This window comes from Rhizobium sp. CCGE 510, from assembly GCF_000292525.1.
Lineage (GTDB): Bacteria > Pseudomonadota > Alphaproteobacteria > Rhizobiales > Rhizobiaceae > Rhizobium.
The window spans coordinates 166,478-183,146 of record NZ_AEYF01000040.1 but is presented as its reverse complement, the minus strand read 5'-3'; the positions used below and the strand labels follow the sequence as shown (position 1 = coordinate 183,146).

Sequence of the window (16,669 nt, the reverse complement as noted above, 5' to 3'; positions counted from 1 at the left end):
CGGATGATAAATTTCCGGCACAAAGGAATGACAACCGGCTACCGGCTCTTCCCGCCACCGGCTTACCTCGTCCGCCCCCTCGCTTCTCCGGCCGAAACAGCAGAAGCTGTGTATCACAAAGGGACAGGAATGTTTGGTCTAGCCTCCGATTCGAAATACATTCTTGACGCCATCTCCAAATCGCAGGCGATCATCGAATTCGACCTCAAGGGAAATATTCTCACGGCGAATGAGAATTTCTGCAACGCGCTTGGTTATCGCCTGAACGAGATCGTCGGCAAGCATCACAGCATGTTCTGCGAGCCAGCCTATACGGCAACACCGGAATATCGCGCCTTCTGGGCGCGGCTCGGGCGTGGCGAATATGATACCGGCGCTTATAAGCGTCTTGCCAAGGGCAATCGGGAGATATGGATTCAAGCCTCCTATAATCCTGTTTCAAAGGGTGGGAAGCCATTCAAGGTGGTGAAGTTTGCCGCCGATATCACCGCCGCGAAGAAGCAGGCGGTCGAGGATTCCGGCAAGCTTGAAGCGATCTCGCGCTCGCAGGCGGTGATCGAATTCACCCCGAAGGGTGATATCCTGACCGCGAATGAGAATTTCTGTCAGGCCATGGGATATTCGCTGGCGGAAATCGCCGGCAAACATCACAGCATTTTCTGTGACCCGGCATATACCCGCACCGAGGATTACAGCAGCTTCTGGCGGCGCCTTGCCAATGGCGAATTCATCGCCAACGAATTCGTCCGTTTCGGCAAGGGTGGCCGCGAAATCTGGATCCAGGCAGCTTATAACCCGATCGTCGATGCCGACGGCAAGGTCTACAAGGTGGTGAAGTTCGCAACCGACGTCACCCAGCGGATGAGTGCGATATCTCTGCTCGGCGGCGCGTTGCGTCAGCTTTCCGAAGGCGATCTGACAAGGACGGTGGACACGCCCTTTGTCCCATCGATGGAGCAATTGCGCCAGGATTTCAATACCGCGGTCACAGGCCTTGCCGAGACGATGAAGACGATCGGCGAGAATGCCAGTGCGATCGCCGCCGGCTCGAGCGAGATCGGCGGATCGGCCGATTCCTTTTCCAAGCGGACCGAACAGCAGGCTGCATCGATCGAAGAGACCGCAGCCGCGCTGGAGGAGATCACCACCACCGTCAACGATTCCAGCCGCCGCGCCGATGAGGCGGGCCGCCTCGTCGCGGTGACCAAGCAGGGTGCCGAACAGTCCGGCGTCGTGGTCCGCAACGCCGTTGCCGCCATGGACCAGATCGAGCAGTCCTCGCGCGAAATCACCAACATCATCGGCGTCATCGACGATATCGCCTTTCAGACCAATCTTCTGGCGCTGAATGCCGGCGTCGAGGCGGCCCGCGCCGGCGAGGCCGGCAAGGGCTTCGCCGTGGTCGCTCAGGAGGTCCGCGAGCTCGCCCAGCGCTCTGCCAAAGCCGCCAAGGAGATCAAGGCGCTGATCAATACGTCGAGCAACCTCGTCAAGAACGGCGTCGGCCTCGTCGGCCAGACCGGCAAGGCGCTCGAGGAGATCGTCACACAGGTCGGCGATATCAACGGCAACGTCGTCGCCATCGTCGAAGCCTCAAAGGAACAGGCAACCGGCCTCAAGGAAATCAACCAGGCAGTCAATACGCTGGACCAGGCAACCCAGCAAAATGCCGCCATGGTCGAGGAAAGCACCGCCGCCAGCCATAACCTGGCAAAGGAAGCCGAAACGCTGCGGACCCTGCTGGCAAGGTTCCGCCTGCCCAGTCAGGCCCGCACCCAGGCCCAGCAGCCTGCCGGCAGGCTAGACGCAAGACAGCCAGGTTCGCCGGCGCTGCATCTGGTTTCGCGTGTCGCAAAGGCCCATGGCGCTACTGCTGCAGCCGCACAGAGCTGGGAAGAGTTTTGACGTTAATCTTCCGGCACTTCGCCATTTTACGGTGTCGCCGTACGGCGGCACTTTGATCGTACCACCCGCAGGAAGCCCATGCGCAGGGCAGCTTGCCACTGCCCCCTTCCTGCATAAGCCGATCAATACTACCGGACCCGGCTTGCTTCCGGTTCGGGCTTCCGAATCAAGGGAGCGGCCTGAAGCACCAGAGCATCCAGGCCGTTGCCCTCATTCTCCAAAATTTCAAACAATTGCCGCCGCATGCGCGGCTCCCAGAATTTGTTGATATGGGTGGCGACGCCCTCGACGGCTTCGCTTGCCGGCTGGCTTTTGAAAAAGGTGGCGATCTGGTTTGCCATATAAACGAGCTTGGTCTTGGTATCATGCGACATCGGCAATGCTTCCGAACGAGATGCGGTGCGGGTGGGTGAAAATCTCGAAGTCCTCGCCGCGCACCAGCGCGACGAGCGTCATGCCGGCCGCCTCGGCCGTGCGGATGGCAAGAGCCGTCGGCGCTGAAATGGCAATCAGCACCGGGCTGCCGAGGATTGCCGCCTTCTGCACCATCTCCAGGGAGAGTCGGCTGGTGACGACGACGGCGCCGTCCGCGCCCTTTTCGCCCGAGCCGATAACGGCGCCGCAGAGCTTGTCCAACGCATTGTGCCGGCCGACATCTTCGCGCACCGCAACCAATCCCCGGCCGGGAAGATAAAAGCCGGCGCCATGCACCGCCCGCGTTTCGCGATGCAGCGGCTGGGCTTCGTTCAGCAGCGAAACCGCGCGGACGATATCGGCATGCGACAGCGCCAGCGGCGATGCCGAGACATCAGGCACCGGCCGCACCGCTTGCTCGATCGATTCGATGCCGCAGAGCCCGCAGCCGACCGGTCCAGCCATGCTGCGGCGGCGTGCCCGCAGCCGGTCGGCGACGTCGTCGACAAGGCTCACCTGCACATCGATCCCTTGCTCACCCTCGACGACTTCGATGTGCGATATCTCCGCCGGTCCGGTAATGATCCCTTCGGTCAGACTGAATCCGACGGCAAAATCCTTGAGATCATCAGGCGTCGCCATCATCACCGCATGTGAACTGCCGCCATAGGAAAAGGCGATCGGCAGCTCTTCCGGCACGATACGCGAACCGGTCTGCAGGATGCCGTTGCGGCGCGCGGTTTCGGGAGCACGGGTGGTGACGGCGAAGGTCATGATGCGCGCTCCCCCTTCTCCCCAGCAGGGAGAAGTGCCGAGCGAAGCGAGGCGATGAGGGCGTGAGCGACGATAGGAGCGAACGAACGAGCCGAAGCGAGTTCGCATTTGCCAAGCCGCCCCCTCATCTGCCCTTCGGGCACCTTCTCCCCGAGGGGAGAAGGGGAAGCCTCGCCGACGCCAGCCCACCCCCACATCGTCACTCCGCGGCCTCCAACTTGCCGGCGATGCGGCGCGATTGCCGCGCCTGCTCGTCATATTCGCGCTGCCATTCGCTCGGCCCGTTGGAAGGCGAGACCTGCACCGCCGTCACCTTGTACTCAGGGCAGTTCGTCGCCCAGTCGGAGAAATCGGTGGTGATGACGTTCGCCTGCGTATTGGGATGATGGAAGGTCGTATAGACGACACCCGGCGCAACACGATCGGTAATCAGGGATCTCAGCGTGGTGTCGCCGGAGCGGCTGCCAAGCTTGACCCAGTCGCCGTCGCGAATGCCGCGCTGCTCGGCATCGTGCGGATGGATCTCCAGCCGGTCCTCGGCGTGCCAGACGACATTTTCGGTCCGCCGTGTCTGCGCCCCGACATTGTACTGGCTGAGGGTGCGGCCGGTGGTGAGCAGCAGCGGGAAGCGCGGGCCGGTGCGCTCGTCGGTCGCGACATATTCCGTGCGGATGAATTTGCCCTTGCCGCGCACGAAGCCGTCGACATGCATGATCGGCGAGCCGAGCGGGTTTTTCTCGTTGCAGGGCCACTGCACCGAGCCGATCTTGTCGAGATAGTCGTAGGAGACCATCGCAAAGCTTGGCGTCGTCACGGCGATCTCGTCCATGATCTCCGACGGATGGGTGTAATCCCAGTCGAGCCCCATCGCCTGGGCAAGCTTCTGCGTCACCTCCCAGTCGCCATAGCCGTTGCGCGGCGACATCACCTTGCGCACGCGGTTGATGCGGCGCTCGGCATTGGTGAAGGTGCCGTCCTTCTCGAGGAAGGTCGAGCCCGGCAGGAAGACATGGGCGTAATTGGCGGTCTCGTTGAGGAACAGGTCCTGCACGACCACGCATTCCATCGCCGCCAGCCCGGCCGCGACATGTTTGGTATCCGGATCGGACTGGAGAATGTCCTCGCCCTGGACGTAGAGGCCCTTGAAGGAGCCGTCGACCGCCGCATCCAGCATGTTCGGAATGCGCAGGCCCGGCTCGTCGTTGAGCTTCACCCCCCAGAGCTTTTCGAAGATATCACGTGTCGCATCGTCGGAGATATGCCGGTAGCCCGGCAGTTCGTGCGGGAAGGAGCCCATATCGCAGGAGCCCTGCACGTTGTTCTGGCCGCGCAGCGGGTTCACGCCGACGCCGGGACGGCCGATATTGCCGGTCGCCATCGCCAGGTTGGCGATGGCGATGACCGTGGTCGAGCCCTGGCTGTGTTCGGTGACGCCGAGACCGTAGTAGATCGCGCCATTGCCGCCCTTGGCATAGAGCCTTGCCGCGCCACGCAGATCCGCCGCCGGCACGCCGGTGAATATCTCGGTCTGCTCGGGACTGTGCTGCGGTTCGGCGACGAAGCTGGCCCAGTCCTCGAACTCCGACCAGTCGCAGCGCTCGCGGATGAACTTCTCGTCAAAGAGCCCTTCGGTAACGATCACATGCGCCAGCGCCGTCATCACCGCAACATTGGTGCCGGGCTTCAGCGGCAGGTGGTAAGAGGCCTCGATATGCGGCGAGCGGACGATATCGGTTCGTCGCGGATCGATGACGATCAGCTTGGCGCCCTGGCGCAGCCGCTTCTTCAATCGCGAGCCGAACACCGGATGCCCATCCGTCGGGTTGGCGCCGATGATGACGACGACATCGGAATGCTCGACACTGTCGAAATTCTGCGTGCCGGCCGACGTGCCGAACGTCTGGCCGAGACCGTAGCCGGTCGGCGAATGGCAGACACGGGCGCAGGTATCGACATTATTGTTGCCGAAGCCGGCGCGGATCAGCTTTTGCACCAGGTAGGTTTCTTCATTGGTGCAGCGCGACGAGGTGATACCGCCGATCGCCTCGCGGCCATATTGATACTGGATGCGGCGGAACTCCGACGCCACATGCGCGAAGGCTTCGTCCCAGCTCACCTCCCGCCAGGGATCGCTGACCTTTTCGCGGATCATCGGGTTGAGGATCCGGTCCTTGTGGGTGGAATAGCCGTAAGCGAAGCGACCCTTGACGCAGGAATGGCCGCGATTGGCCTGACCGTCCTTCCACGGCACCATGCGCACCAGTTCCTCGCCGCGCATTTCCGCCTTGAAGGAGCAGCCGACGCCGCAATAGGCGCAGGTGGTGACGGCCGAATGTTCCGGCTGGCCGATCTCTATCACCGATTTTTCCGTCAGCGTCGCCGTCGGGCAGGCCTGAACGCAGGCGCCGCAGGAAACGCATTCGGATTCGATGAAATTCTCGTGCATGCCAGGCGATACGCGCGAACCGAAACCGCGTCCCTCGATCGTCAGCGCGAAGGTGCCCTGCACTTCCTCGCAGGCGCGCACACAGCGCGAGCAGACGATGCACTTGGAGGGATCATAGGTGAAATAGGGGTTGGACTCGTCCTTCGGCATCCATTTCAGATTGATGTCGCCGTTGCTGCGCGCCTTGACGTGGTTGTCGCCCTCGTAGCCGTAGCGCACATCGCGCAGGCCGACGGCCCCTGCCATGTCTTGCAATTCGCAATCGCCGTTGGCAGCACAGGTCAGACAGTCGAGCGGATGGTCGGAAATATAGAGTTCCATCACGCCGCGGCGGATATCTTTCAGCCGACCCGTCTGCGTATGCACCACCATGTTTGCCGCCACCGGCGTCGTGCAGGAGGCCGGCGTGCCGTTGCGTCCCTCGATCTCGACAAGGCAGAGCCGGCAGGAGCCGAAAGCGTCGACCATATCGGTGGCACAGAGCTTCGGCACCTTGATGCCGGCCTCCATCGAGGCCCGCATGATGGAGGTACCTTCCGGCACGTTGATCTGCTGCCCGTCGATGGTGAGCGTCACCAGCGCCTCGGATGTCGAAGCCGGGGTGCCGTAGTCGATTTCATGGATGAGCGACATGGATTGCACCTCCGCTAGATTTGTATGTTGGTTGTATCGAGGGATGCCCCTCATCCGGCTGCCGCCACCTTCTCCCCGCGAGCGGGGAGAGGGTTAGGGTGAGGGGCAAGGTTGGAGAAAAACCCATCATTCCGCAGCCTCCACCATCGGCGCCGGCGAAAAATCCTCGGGAAAATGCGTCATCGCACTCACGACGGGATAAGGCGTGAAACCGCCGAGCGCACAGAGCGAACCGAACTTCATCGTGTTGCAGAGGTCGGCAAGCAGCACCCGGTTCTTCTCCGGCTCGATACCTTGGGCGATCTTGTCGGCCGTCTCGACGCCGCGTGTCGAGCCGATGCGGCAGGGCGTGCACTTGCCGCAGCTTTCGACGGCGCAGAATTCCATGGCGAAACGCGCCTGCTTGAGCATATCGGCGGTGTCGTCGAAGACGACGATGCCGGCATGGCCAATCAGCCCGTCCTTGGCAGCGAAGGATTCGTAATCGAACGGCGTATCGAACAGCGCCCGCGGGAAATAGGCGCCGAGCGGCCCGCCGACCTGCACGGCCTTGACCGGTCGCCCCGTCGCCGTGCCGCCGCCGATCCCATCGACGATATCGCCGAGCGAAAGCCCGAAGGCCGTTTCATAGAGGCCGCCATACCGGACATTGCCGGCGATCTGCAGCGGAATGGTGCCACGCGAGCGGCCCATGCCGAAATCGCGATAGAAGGCGGCACCCTTTTCCATGATCACCGGCACCGAGGCGAGCGAGATCACGTTGTTGATGACGGTCGGACAGTTAAACAGCCCCTGATGCGCCGGCAGCGGCGGCTTGGCGCGCACGACGCCGCGCTTGCCTTCGAGACTGTTCAGCAGCGCCGTCTCCTCACCGCAGACATAGGCGCCGGCGCCGGTGCGCACCTCGATATCGAAGGCACGGCCCGAGCCGAGCACCGACAGGCCGAGAATGCCGGCCTGGCGCGCAATGCCGACAGCCTCGGTCATCACCGCGATTGCATGCGGATATTCCGACCGCGTGTAGACGTAACCCTTCGTCGCGCCGGTGGCGAGGCCTGCGATCGCCATGCCCTCGATCAGCACGAAGGGATCACCCTCCATGATCATCCGGTCGGCAAAGGTGCCGCTGTCGCCCTCATCGGCATTGCAGACGATATATTTGCGGTCGCCGCCAGCATCGAGAACGGTCTTCCACTTGATGCCGGTGGGAAAGCCGGCGCCGCCGCGTCCGCGCAGGCCGGAATCGGTGACTTCCTTGACGACCTCGGCTGGTGACATCGAAACGGCGCGGCGAAGACCGGCAAGGCCGCCATGCGCCTCGTAGTTGGCAAGCGAAAGCGGATCGGTGATACCGCAGCGGGCAAAGGTCAGGCGGGTCTGTCCTTTGAGGAACGGGAGGTCTTCAACCTCCCCGAGACAGAGCGGGTGATCGCCACCATCAGCCATCCCGGCGTCGAACAGGCCAGGCACGTCCTTTGCCTTCACCGGCCCGTAGCCGATGCGCTTGCCGGCGACCTCGACCTCGACCAGCGGCTCCAGCCACAACATTCCGCGCGAGCCGTTGCGCACGATCTCTGCATCGAGGCCGCGGGCGGCGATCTCCTGGGCAATCGCCTTTGCCACCGTCTCGGCCCCGAGCGCCAGCGCTGCGGCGTCGCGCGGAACATATATCCTGACCGTCATCGGCGTGCCTCCGCGACGAGTTCCGCGGCCATCTGATCGTCGATCCGGCCATAGACCTCGCCATCGAGCATCGCCGCCGGCGCGCAGGCACAGAGCCCGAGGCAGTAGACCGGCTCCAGCGTCACGGCACCATCGAGCGTCGTCTGATGAAAATCGATGCCGAGCAGCGTTTTGAGGCGTTCCGCCAGCGCATCGCCGCCCATCGACTGACAGGCTTCGGCGCGACAGAGCTTCAGCACATGCCGGCCGGCGGGATGGTCGCGATAATCGTGATAGAAGGTCATCACGCCATGCACCTCGGCGCGGGAGAGGTTCAATTCCTCCGCAATCACAGTCAGGGCTTCCGGCGGCACATAGCCGAACTCTTCCTGAACCTGGTGCAGAATGGGAAGCAGCGGCCCTTCGAGAAAGCGCAGATCGGCGATGATGGACCGGGTGCGCGTTGTGATATCGCCCTCGGCGATATGAATGGTCATAAGGCAGCTCTCCCAGCGGCTAGAGCATTTCCGTTTTTCTTCGAATCACGAAAATTCTCTATCTCTTTGTTTTTAAACAATTCCAAACGCAAACCGCTTCACAGTTTTGCTGGAATTGCTCTAGCTCTCGTTGGCGGAATAGGCACACTCCCCCTGCCGAACGCTATTCCGCAAGCAACATCTCAGGGAAGCCGCGCGCAATCAATAAAGCTATCTCGTGGATCGATAGGTTTTTTCTATCAGAGTTCCTCGTCCTGCACGAGCACCCGCGCTTCGTGCAGCAAGGCCGAGACGAGCGGCGTAAACGGCTCGCGATAAGGCGCGACAAGCCCAACCAGATGATGCGCCTCCGGCTCGACAATCGGGATCATCCGGATTTCCACTGGAAATCCAAAGGATTTGGCGACGTTGCGCGGCATGATGCTCGCCCAGCGCCCGGTCCTGACATGCGAGAACAGCACGATCATCGAGTTGGATTCGAGCGTCGGATGTACCGTGGCGCCGGCTTCCGTCAGGTGCCGGTTGATGATGCGACGGTTCTGCATGTCGGCCGTCAATAGACAAAGCCGAAGATCGCCAACCTCTCGCCAGGTCACGTTGTCGCGATCGGACAGAGGGCTGCCTGCAGCGGTGATCAGATTATAGCGCTCGGCATACAGCGGAACGGTGGTGACACGGCCGAGCGGTTCGTTTTCGAGATAGGTGATGCCGGCATCGATTTCGAGATTCTCCAGCATGCTCAGCACCTGCAGCGAATTGCGCGAGACGATCGAGAAGGTCACGCCGGGGTGCCGTTCCTGAAAAGGCGTGGTGATGCGCGAAAGCATGGCGAGCGCGGTCGGAATGGCGGCGAGGCGAATGTGGCCGGAAAGGCCGCGACGCGCGGCGCGCATCTCTTCGCGCATGGTGCGGGCATCGCCGACGATGCGCCGGGCCCATTCCAACACGCGCTGCCCTTCCGGCGTCAGCCCCTGGAATCGCGAGCCCCGCTGCACCAGCATGACACCCAATTGATCTTCGAGCTGCCGGATAGCCGCCGACAACGTCGGCTGCGAGATCCCGCACTCCTCGGCGGCACGGCCGAAATGCTTTTCATTGGCAAGGGCGATGAAGAATTCCAGCTTGTCGATCATCCGGTCTCCGGGGACATTTCGCGTCCGGCCTCATCTTCGACATAGCAGGCGCACTGCGCAAGGGCAGGTGCTGGTGCATGTCGCCCAAAAGTGAGCAGCGGTTTTGGGGCGACGACATGCATAAAAAAGCTAAAGCGCGTCGCATGAAGCAAGTCTATGCGGCGCGCTTTAGTTTTTTTATGCAGCCGGAAATAGATCGAATAGCGATTCCAGGAAGCCAAGCACGCTGACATTGCCGATGCTGTAATAAACCAGCCTGCCCTGACGGCGCGTAGTGACCAGACCCTCGAGCCTCAAACGCGCAAGCTGCTGCGAGACCATTGCCTGCTGTATGCCGAGAATATTTTCGATTTCACCGACCGTCCGCTCCTCCTTCGCCAGTATGCAGAGGATCAGAAGTCGGGTGTGATGCGCCAAAGCTTTCAGCAGATCGCTCGCTTCATGGGCTTTTCCAGCGAGTTTGTGCAACTCCTGGCCGGTCATACCCGGCTCCGGTTTAGGCAATGGCATTCGATATCTCGGAAGGAGGCGGTGAGGTAGATCAGCACAGTAGCATATTCGCACAAGCGAATTGGTCAATAGTGATGAAATGCCAAAAAAAAGGTCCAAGTAAATCAGCAGATAAGCTGCCCGCCATTGATCTCGACCACCTGGCCGGTGATGTATCCCGAGAGCGAGGGAGCCGCCAGGAACAGGTAGGCGGGAGCGCAATCCTCCGCCGTGCCGAGCCGCTGCAGCGGGATGGATTTCCTGGTCTGCTCCAGCTTTTCTCTGGAGGAATAGCGCTCGTGGAAATCCGTTTCGATCGTTCCCGGCGAGACGCAGTTGACGCGGATGCCATCCGGGGCAAGCTCGCGGGCAAGTGCCTTCGAATAGGTGGCAACGAAGGCTTTCGAGGCCGAATAGATCGAGGAGCCGGGGCTGCCGCCGGTCAGTGCCGAAATCGAAACGGTATTGACGATGGCAGCGCCTTCGGCCGCCTTCAATGCCGGCAGCAATGCCCGTGTCAGCGCCACCACCGATGTCTGGTTGAGCCGTATGACCGCCTCATATTCCGCGTCGGTCAGCGTGGCAGCGGGAAACCGGCCAAGCATGGTGCCGGCATTGTTGACGAGCACATGCACCCTGTCGAAGAAAGCGAGAACCTCTTCGGCAAATTGCGCCGCCCCGCCGACGGCGGAGAAATCGGCGTGCAGCAGCAGCGCCCGTCTTTCCGATTCAGCCGTCAGCAGGAAATCCGGCAGGTCCCGTCCCGGCTTGCGTCCGGTATGGACGATCACCTTCGCGCCGCAGTCCAGAAACTGACGCGCGACTTCAAGGCCAATGCCGCGGCCGGCGCCGGTGACGACAACATTACGATTTTCGAACAGTCTGGGATGAAACACGAAGCCGTCCTCCTCGCGGACAGTGCCGGCGGTTGCGTCACTCGCCCATAACATATGAGCCCAGCAACCGAAAGAAAGGCAGGCATCGATCTTTCCGGGAGAGGCTCGGTCTCTCCCCGGGGCGACGCGATCTCCTCCTGGAGAGACCGGGTTTCCCCGAGGGTTAGTTTTCGGTCTCCAGAAGCCGCGCACCCGGCCCCTCCTTGCCGAGCCGGTCGGAGGGATTGCGCAACGGGCAGCTTTCAATCGACAGGCAGCCGCAGCCGATGCAGCCGGTCAATCGGTCGCGCAACAGACTGAGCCGCCCGATTCGCGCATCGAGATCATCCTTCCAGCGCGCAGACAGCGTCTGCCAGTCTGTAACGGTCGGTGTGCGTCCCTGCGGCAGGGACCTGAACGCTGCCTGGATTTCCGAAAGCGGAATGCCGACACGCTGTGCCACCTTGATGATGCCGAGACGGCGAAGCACATCGCGCCCATAACGCCGCTGGTTGCCGCGGGAGCGGATGCTCGAGATCAGCCCCTTGGTCTCGTAAAAATGCAGCGCCGAGACGGCAAGGCCGCTACGCTCCGCCACTTCGCCGACCGCCAGGAGCCTGCCGAGCGGCGTTGCGGGAGTTGTATCCATCACCTCTTGACCTCAATATTAGTTGAGGTTTTATAACTCTTGCTCCTGCAGTCGTAAAGCCCAAGCGAGCGCATGCCCCGTTTGGGCTTGCGCTGGATGTCGCCGCTTGAGGCAGAAAGCTGCGGTCCCGTTCCCGGCAGGTACGGGCCCCGGGGAACACCCGAACGGAAGTCCCGCTCGGGTGTTCCCCTCAAATCAGGTGTATTCCGACCGGGTGGACGGGTTTGCAATTTTGCGGTTGCGGGAAGAAAACCCCGATGATAGTTTCCGCCGAAATAACAGGGGAGCTCCGTATCGCCGGGGCTGAGATGTGAGGCGCAAGCCTCTGGACCCTTCAAAGCTGATCTGGGTAATGCCAGCGGAGCGAGGTTCAGATGTTCTCAGGCGCACAAGTGTCACTCTATCCGATGTCCGGCAATTTCGTCGGCATCATCCTCGATGCCGTCAAGGCGCTCGATCCCTATCGCGATCGGCTGTGCATCGAGACCGATGACATCTCCACCCTGCTGGTTGGCCCGCCTGATATCCTTTTCGCGGCCATGCGCGATCTTTTCGTCGCCGCCGCCAACACCGGCGAGCACTGCGTGCTGTCCGCCGCGGTCTCACGCGGCTGCCCAGGCGAGCCCGACGACGCCATCTGCGGCGTCACCCCCTCTGCCGGCCGGGCGGAGCCGCTTGCCGACCGGATTACATCCGCGCTTGCCGCCGTTGAAACGACCGACGAAACCGGACAGCCGGCGGCGGCGCAATTCTCGCTCTACGTCATGGGAACCGGCAGCCATATGGACGAGATCTATGGCTGCATCGATTTCCTGAAGCGCTCCGGCACCTTCGACCGCGCCAAGAATTTCTGCACCCGGCTGGGGGGCGATGCCGGCGCCGTCTTCGCGACCATTCATGAGGCCTTCTATCGCTTCGGCGATCCGGAGGGACACGTGACGCTCGACATCACGGTCTCCGCCAATACAGCGCCGCGCGTCTTGGCAGACGCGCAAAGGACGCTGTAACACTTTGAATTGCTGAATAATTTGCCCTTACATCGATTCCGATCTAAGGAATTGTGACAGTGCCCGACGAAAGCCTGAAATCGAACGCTGATGACATCGCTACAACCATCGGATTCGCGCCTTGCCGCGCTCCGCGCCGCTCTCTACCGGGGCATACCCGCCTTTCTCGCGGGCTGCGCCTTCTTGGCGGCATGGGAACTTTATGTCGATCTTTCCGGCATCAAACCTTCCATCCTGCCGGCGCCTTCGCGCATCGTTTTCCAGGGCTGGCTGAACCGTGAAGCGCTGATAGCAAACACCTGGCCGACGCTGGGTGCGACACTCGGCGGTTTCGCGCTGTCGCTTGCCTTCGCCTTCACCGCTTCGATCCTGATGGATTTCGTGCCTTTCATGCGCCGGGCATTGCTGCCGATTTTCATCGCCAGCCAGACGCTGCCGCTGGTGGCGATCGCGCCCCTTGTCGTCCTCTGGTTCGGTTTCGGCCTGTTGCCGAAGATTCTGCTGGTGGCGCTCGTCACCTTCTTTCCGCTGCTGGTCGCCCTGCTGCAGGGCTATCAATCGACCGACCGCGACATCGCCGAATTGCTGAACTCGATGAAGGCGAGCCGCTGGCGGATCTTCCGCCTGGCGCGGCTTCCCTCGGCGCTGCCCTATTTCTTCGCCGGCCTGAGGATCTCGATCACCTATGCCGTCGTCGGCGCGATCTTTGCCGAATATGCTGGCGCCGCCCGCGGCCTCGGCATCTATATCCTCAACGCCAAAAACAATTTTCGCCCCGATCTCGTGCTTGCCGCCGTCGTCATCAGCGCCGTGCTTACCCTCTGCCTCTTCGGGCTGACGCTGTTGATCCAGCGCCTCGTCATGCCCTGGCAACGACCCCAGGAGCCGCGTCGATGAGCGATACGATGGTCGAACTGCGCAACGCCTCGAAGTCTTTCGACGGCATGAAGGTGCTGGGCGATATATCGCTGACGGTGGCCAACGGCGAGTTCGTTTCGATCGTCGGCCCGTCCGGCTCCGGTAAATCGACGGTGCTGCGATTGCTGACACAGGCGCTACGTCCGGATTCCGGCGCCGTGCTTTTCAAGGGCGCGCCCTTGGAACAGGCGCCGCATTCCTTCGCCTTCATGCCGCAGCGCGATGCGCTGATGCCCTGGCGCCGGATCATCGACAATGCCGCGCTTGGCCTCGAAGTGGGCGGCATGAGCCGCCGCGCGGCCCGCGCCACGGTGGCGCCGCTGTTTGAGCGCTTCGGCCTTGCCGGTTTTGAACACCATTATCCATCCGAACTATCAGGCGGCATGCGCCAGCGCGCCGCCCTGCTGCGCACGGTCGTCCAGAGCCAGGACATGCTGCTGCTCGACGAGCCGTTCGGCGCGCTCGACGCGCTGACCCGCACGCAGATCCAGGAATGGCTGCAGGGCATGTGGACCGAACACCGCTGGACGGCGCTGCTGATCACCCACGATGTCCGCGAGGCCGTGTTCCTCTCCGACCGGATCTACGTGCTTTCGGCCCGCCCAGCGCGTATCATCCGCGAATTCCACGTTCCCCTGCCCCGTCCGAGGAGCATTGCCGATCTCGGCTCGCCGGCGGCCCAGGCGATCGAGACCGAAATCCTGCAAACACTGCTTCATCCGCTGGACAGGATGATTTCAGGCCGGTCGGCCTAAAATCTGAATCCTGTTCTCCATTATAGAGTTAGAGCATGCTGTCGTGAGAAACCGCTCACACTTTTCGGCATCACGCTCTAGAGACCTGAGGAGGTCACTATGCTGCTTCTCACCCGTCGCCAGACGATCTTCGCCGCCATTGCCGCAAGCCTTGTCGGCCGCACGGCCTTGGCCCAGTCGGCGCCCGCAAAGGTGCGCATGGCGCTCGATTGGACGCCGAACACCAACCATATCGGCATCTATGTCGCCAAGGCGAAGGGCTTCTACGAGGCCGCCGGTCTCGACGTCGAAATTCTTCCCTTCACCGACACCAGCGCCGGAACGCTGGTGTCGAACGGCGTCGCCGACTTCGGCATCAGCAGCGAGATCGAGGCCCTCATGCAGCGCGCCGCCGGCGGCGACGTGAAGATGGTCTACGGCGTCGTCCAGACCGAAACAGCGCGCCTGATCTACAAGGGCGGACGCGACGACATCAAGAGCCCTAAGGATCTCGACGGCAAGACCTATGGCGGCTTCGGCGGAACCTGGGAGAGCGCTTTGATCTCCGCGATGATCCGCAACGATGGCGGCAAAGGCGAGGTCAAGACCGTCACGCTCGGCACCTCCGCCTACGAGGCGCTGGACAATGGCTCGATCGATTTCACCCTGGAGATCTACACCTGGGAAGGCATCGCCGCCGAGCTGGAACAACGCAAGATCGGCCGCTTCCACTATGCCGATTATGGCGTTCCCGACGAGCAAACGACGGTCATCGTCTCCAGCGATGCCTATCTCTCGGCAAGTCCGGAAAATGCCCGCGCTTTCATTCAGGCAACGCGAAAGGGGTATGCCTATTCCGTCGATCATCCCGACGAAGCCTGCGAGCTGCTGATATCAGGAAGCAACGGCGCGCTGATGAACACGGAACTGGTGAAAGCTTCGCTGAAGGCATTGATCGACGGACACTTCCTGAAGTCCGAGGCCGGCGTGATCGGCACTCTCGACCCGGCCAAGGCCGATGCCATGGGCGGCTTCCTGGTCGAGAACGGCATCCTGGTCGATGCGAATGGCGCCGCACTCAAGGAGAAGCCGGACTTTTCCGCCTATTACACCAACGAACTGCTGGCCTGAACCCATTCGCGGCCTTGCCCATCGCGGCTCACCGCGGAAAGGGCACTGCATAGTTTCTTAAATCGGAATCGATATAAGAAATAATCATGGGGTTATTCAATGTGTTGCAACACCGCGCATCTAAAAGGCGCGCGGTGTTGTGAGGCGAAGGACAAGATGCGCCAACAGGAGAGACTGGCCGGAGCGGACTTTCTGCGCGCAACGGCCTGTCTGCTGGTGCTCGCCCACCATCTCGCGCTCCGATTGGACATGCGCAGAATTCCCGACGAACTGGGACCGACCGCAAACATCCTCCGTTTCGGCAATTTCGGCGTTGCCATTTTCTTCGTGCTCAGCGGCTTTCTTCTTGCTCATCCCTTCTGGCGCGCGCTCGACGACGGCCGCACCATGCCCAGCCTCCGCCATTACACAATCCGCAGGGCGGCGCGCATCGCTCCAGGCTTCTGGGCGGCCGCAACCGTCAGCTTCGCCCTCAGCCTGACGCTGCTTGCCCTGCCGCTGACGCCGGAGCTCGCCCTCCGCTACGTCTCCGGGCTGCTGTTCATGAGCCAGTGGCATTGGCGCACCTTCTTTCCGGTCGAAGCCGATGGGCCGCTCTGGTCCATTCCCTTCGAGGTCACCAGCTATGTGCTCCTGCCCGCCTGCTTTTTCCTGCTGTTTCGTTTGTCCGTCCTGAGGCAGCGTCCGTTGCTTGCCCGCTTTGCCTGGCTCTGCGTCATTGCGGGCGTGCTGCTCGCCCACGTGCTGGTCCTCACCGCCTTTCCGCTCGATGACATCGGACGCGGCTGGCAATACGGCCTCCAGGGCGGGGCTAAGGAGTGGATGCCGCGATATAATCCGATCGGATTCTTCGCCGTCTTCGCCCTCGGCGCGCTTGCCGCCGGCGTCGAGATCATGCTGCCTAGGAGGCCCTCCGCCTGGTTCGATGCAGCAGCGCTGCTGGCTCTTGCCGTTGCCGGCTACCGTCTCGTGATATCGCCCGGCGGCTCCGCCGAAGCTTACGGTTGGCTCGAAATTCCCTATGGCTTCCCGGTCTTCCCGCTGGCGGTCGCTACGGCCCTCGTTTCGCTCTGCCATTCGCAACAACTCGGCAGGCTGCTCGACAACCCGCCTGTTCGCTACATCGCGAAAATCTCCTTCGGCATCTATATCTGGCAGGAGATCATCCTGATATCGATCCAGAGACTCGACCCGGGCTCATTCGGCGTTTCCTCGGAAAATGTCGTCATCGGCTGGCTGCAGTCTTGTGGACTGGCCACTGCGCTCGTCCTTCTGGCCGCGAGCCTCAGCTACTTCATGCTCGAAAGGCCGGCGATCGACGTCGGCAATCGTCTGACATCCCGGCAATCCAATCGGGCTACTCCTTTTAAAGTATAATTCCCCAGCAAGCTCAACTACTGGC

14 protein-coding genes, 1 pseudogene and 1 riboswitch are annotated in these 16,669 nt (G+C 61.9%); of the genes and pseudogenes, 6 read left to right on the top strand and 9 right to left on the bottom strand.

The window, feature by feature from the left end:
- The first annotated feature begins 129 nt into the window (after positions 1-129).
- Positions 130-1,905: a PAS domain-containing methyl-accepting chemotaxis protein gene (locus RCCGE510_RS19025; protein ID WP_007632605.1), complete on the top strand. Its 1,776-nt coding sequence runs from the start codon at positions 130-132 to the stop codon at positions 1,903-1,905.
- Between the two features lie 128 nt (positions 1,906-2,033).
- Here the strand turns inward: RCCGE510_RS19025 and RCCGE510_RS19020 are convergent, their stop codons facing one another.
- The 9 genes from RCCGE510_RS19020 to soxR all read right to left on the bottom strand — a co-directional run bounded on the left by RCCGE510_RS19020 (position 2,034) and on the right by soxR (position 11,477).
- Positions 2,034-2,279 (bottom strand): formate dehydrogenase subunit delta, encoded by a 246-nt coding sequence (locus RCCGE510_RS19020; protein WP_007632604.1) that lies wholly within the window; start codon positions 2,277-2,279, stop codon positions 2,034-2,036.
- Positions 2,269-3,093: a formate dehydrogenase accessory sulfurtransferase FdhD gene (fdhD, locus tag RCCGE510_RS19015; RefSeq protein WP_007632603.1), complete on the bottom strand. Its 825-nt coding sequence runs from the start codon at positions 3,091-3,093 to the stop codon at positions 2,269-2,271. The genes RCCGE510_RS19020 and fdhD overlap by 11 nt, the downstream gene beginning before the upstream one ends.
- A gap of 199 nt (positions 3,094-3,292) precedes the next feature.
- Positions 3,293-6,172 carry a formate dehydrogenase subunit alpha gene (fdhF, locus tag RCCGE510_RS19005; protein ID WP_007632601.1) on the bottom strand — a complete coding sequence of 960 codons (2,880 nt, stop codon included), beginning with the start codon at positions 6,170-6,172 and terminating at the stop codon, positions 3,293-3,295.
- Positions 6,173-6,298: 126 nt separating this feature from the next.
- A complete protein-coding gene (locus tag RCCGE510_RS19000) occupies positions 6,299-7,855 on the bottom strand; it encodes an NADH-quinone oxidoreductase subunit NuoF (RefSeq protein ID WP_007632600.1) in 1,557 nt (518 codons plus the stop codon).
- On the bottom strand, positions 7,852-8,331 hold the full coding sequence (locus tag RCCGE510_RS18995; RefSeq protein WP_007632599.1) for a formate dehydrogenase subunit gamma: 480 nt from the start codon (positions 8,329-8,331) through the stop codon (positions 7,852-7,854). Before RCCGE510_RS18995 ends, RCCGE510_RS19000 begins: the two co-directional genes overlap by 4 nt.
- 239 nt (positions 8,332-8,570) lie before the next feature.
- A complete protein-coding gene (locus RCCGE510_RS18990; protein ID WP_007632598.1) occupies positions 8,571-9,464 on the bottom strand; it encodes a LysR family transcriptional regulator in 894 nt (297 codons plus the stop codon).
- 177 nt (positions 9,465-9,641) lie between these two features.
- A complete protein-coding gene (locus RCCGE510_RS18985; protein ID WP_007632596.1) occupies positions 9,642-9,974 on the bottom strand; it encodes a metalloregulator ArsR/SmtB family transcription factor in 333 nt (110 codons plus the stop codon).
- Between the two features lie 104 nt (positions 9,975-10,078).
- The gene (locus RCCGE510_RS18980; protein ID WP_007632595.1) at positions 10,079-10,849 is read right to left on the bottom strand and encodes an SDR family oxidoreductase; all 771 of its coding nucleotides are present in this window, start codon (positions 10,847-10,849) and stop codon (positions 10,079-10,081) included.
- A gap of 163 nt (positions 10,850-11,012) precedes the next feature.
- Positions 11,013-11,477, bottom strand: coding sequence for a redox-sensitive transcriptional activator SoxR (gene soxR / locus RCCGE510_RS18975; RefSeq protein WP_007632594.1), 465 nt, complete (start codon positions 11,475-11,477; stop codon positions 11,013-11,015).
- Between the two features lie 270 nt (positions 11,478-11,747).
- Positions 11,748-11,861, top strand: a riboswitch (TPP riboswitch).
- Between soxR and RCCGE510_RS18970 the strand changes: the two genes are divergently transcribed.
- The 5 genes and pseudogenes from RCCGE510_RS18970 to RCCGE510_RS18950 all read left to right on the top strand — a co-directional run bounded on the left by RCCGE510_RS18970 (position 11,852) and on the right by RCCGE510_RS18950 (position 16,644).
- A complete protein-coding gene (locus RCCGE510_RS18970) occupies positions 11,852-12,484 on the top strand; it encodes a YkoF family thiamine/hydroxymethylpyrimidine-binding protein (RefSeq protein ID WP_007632593.1) in 633 nt (210 codons plus the stop codon). (Overlaps the previous riboswitch by 10 nt.)
- 90 nt (positions 12,485-12,574) lie before the next feature.
- Positions 12,575-13,381 (top strand): ABC transporter permease, encoded by an 807-nt coding sequence (locus RCCGE510_RS18965; RefSeq protein ID WP_007632592.1) that lies wholly within the window; start codon positions 12,575-12,577, stop codon positions 13,379-13,381.
- Positions 13,378-14,183 (top strand): annotated as a pseudogene (locus RCCGE510_RS18960) (ABC transporter ATP-binding protein). The gene RCCGE510_RS18965 and the pseudogene RCCGE510_RS18960 overlap by 4 nt, the downstream one beginning before the upstream one ends.
- Before the next feature lie 73 nt (positions 14,184-14,256).
- Positions 14,257-15,267, top strand: coding sequence for an ABC transporter substrate-binding protein (locus RCCGE510_RS18955; RefSeq protein WP_007632590.1), 1,011 nt, complete (start codon positions 14,257-14,259; stop codon positions 15,265-15,267).
- A gap of 156 nt (positions 15,268-15,423) precedes the next feature.
- Positions 15,424-16,644, top strand: coding sequence for an acyltransferase (locus tag RCCGE510_RS18950; RefSeq protein ID WP_007632589.1), 1,221 nt, complete (start codon positions 15,424-15,426; stop codon positions 16,642-16,644).
- Positions 16,645-16,669: the final 25 nt, after the last annotated feature.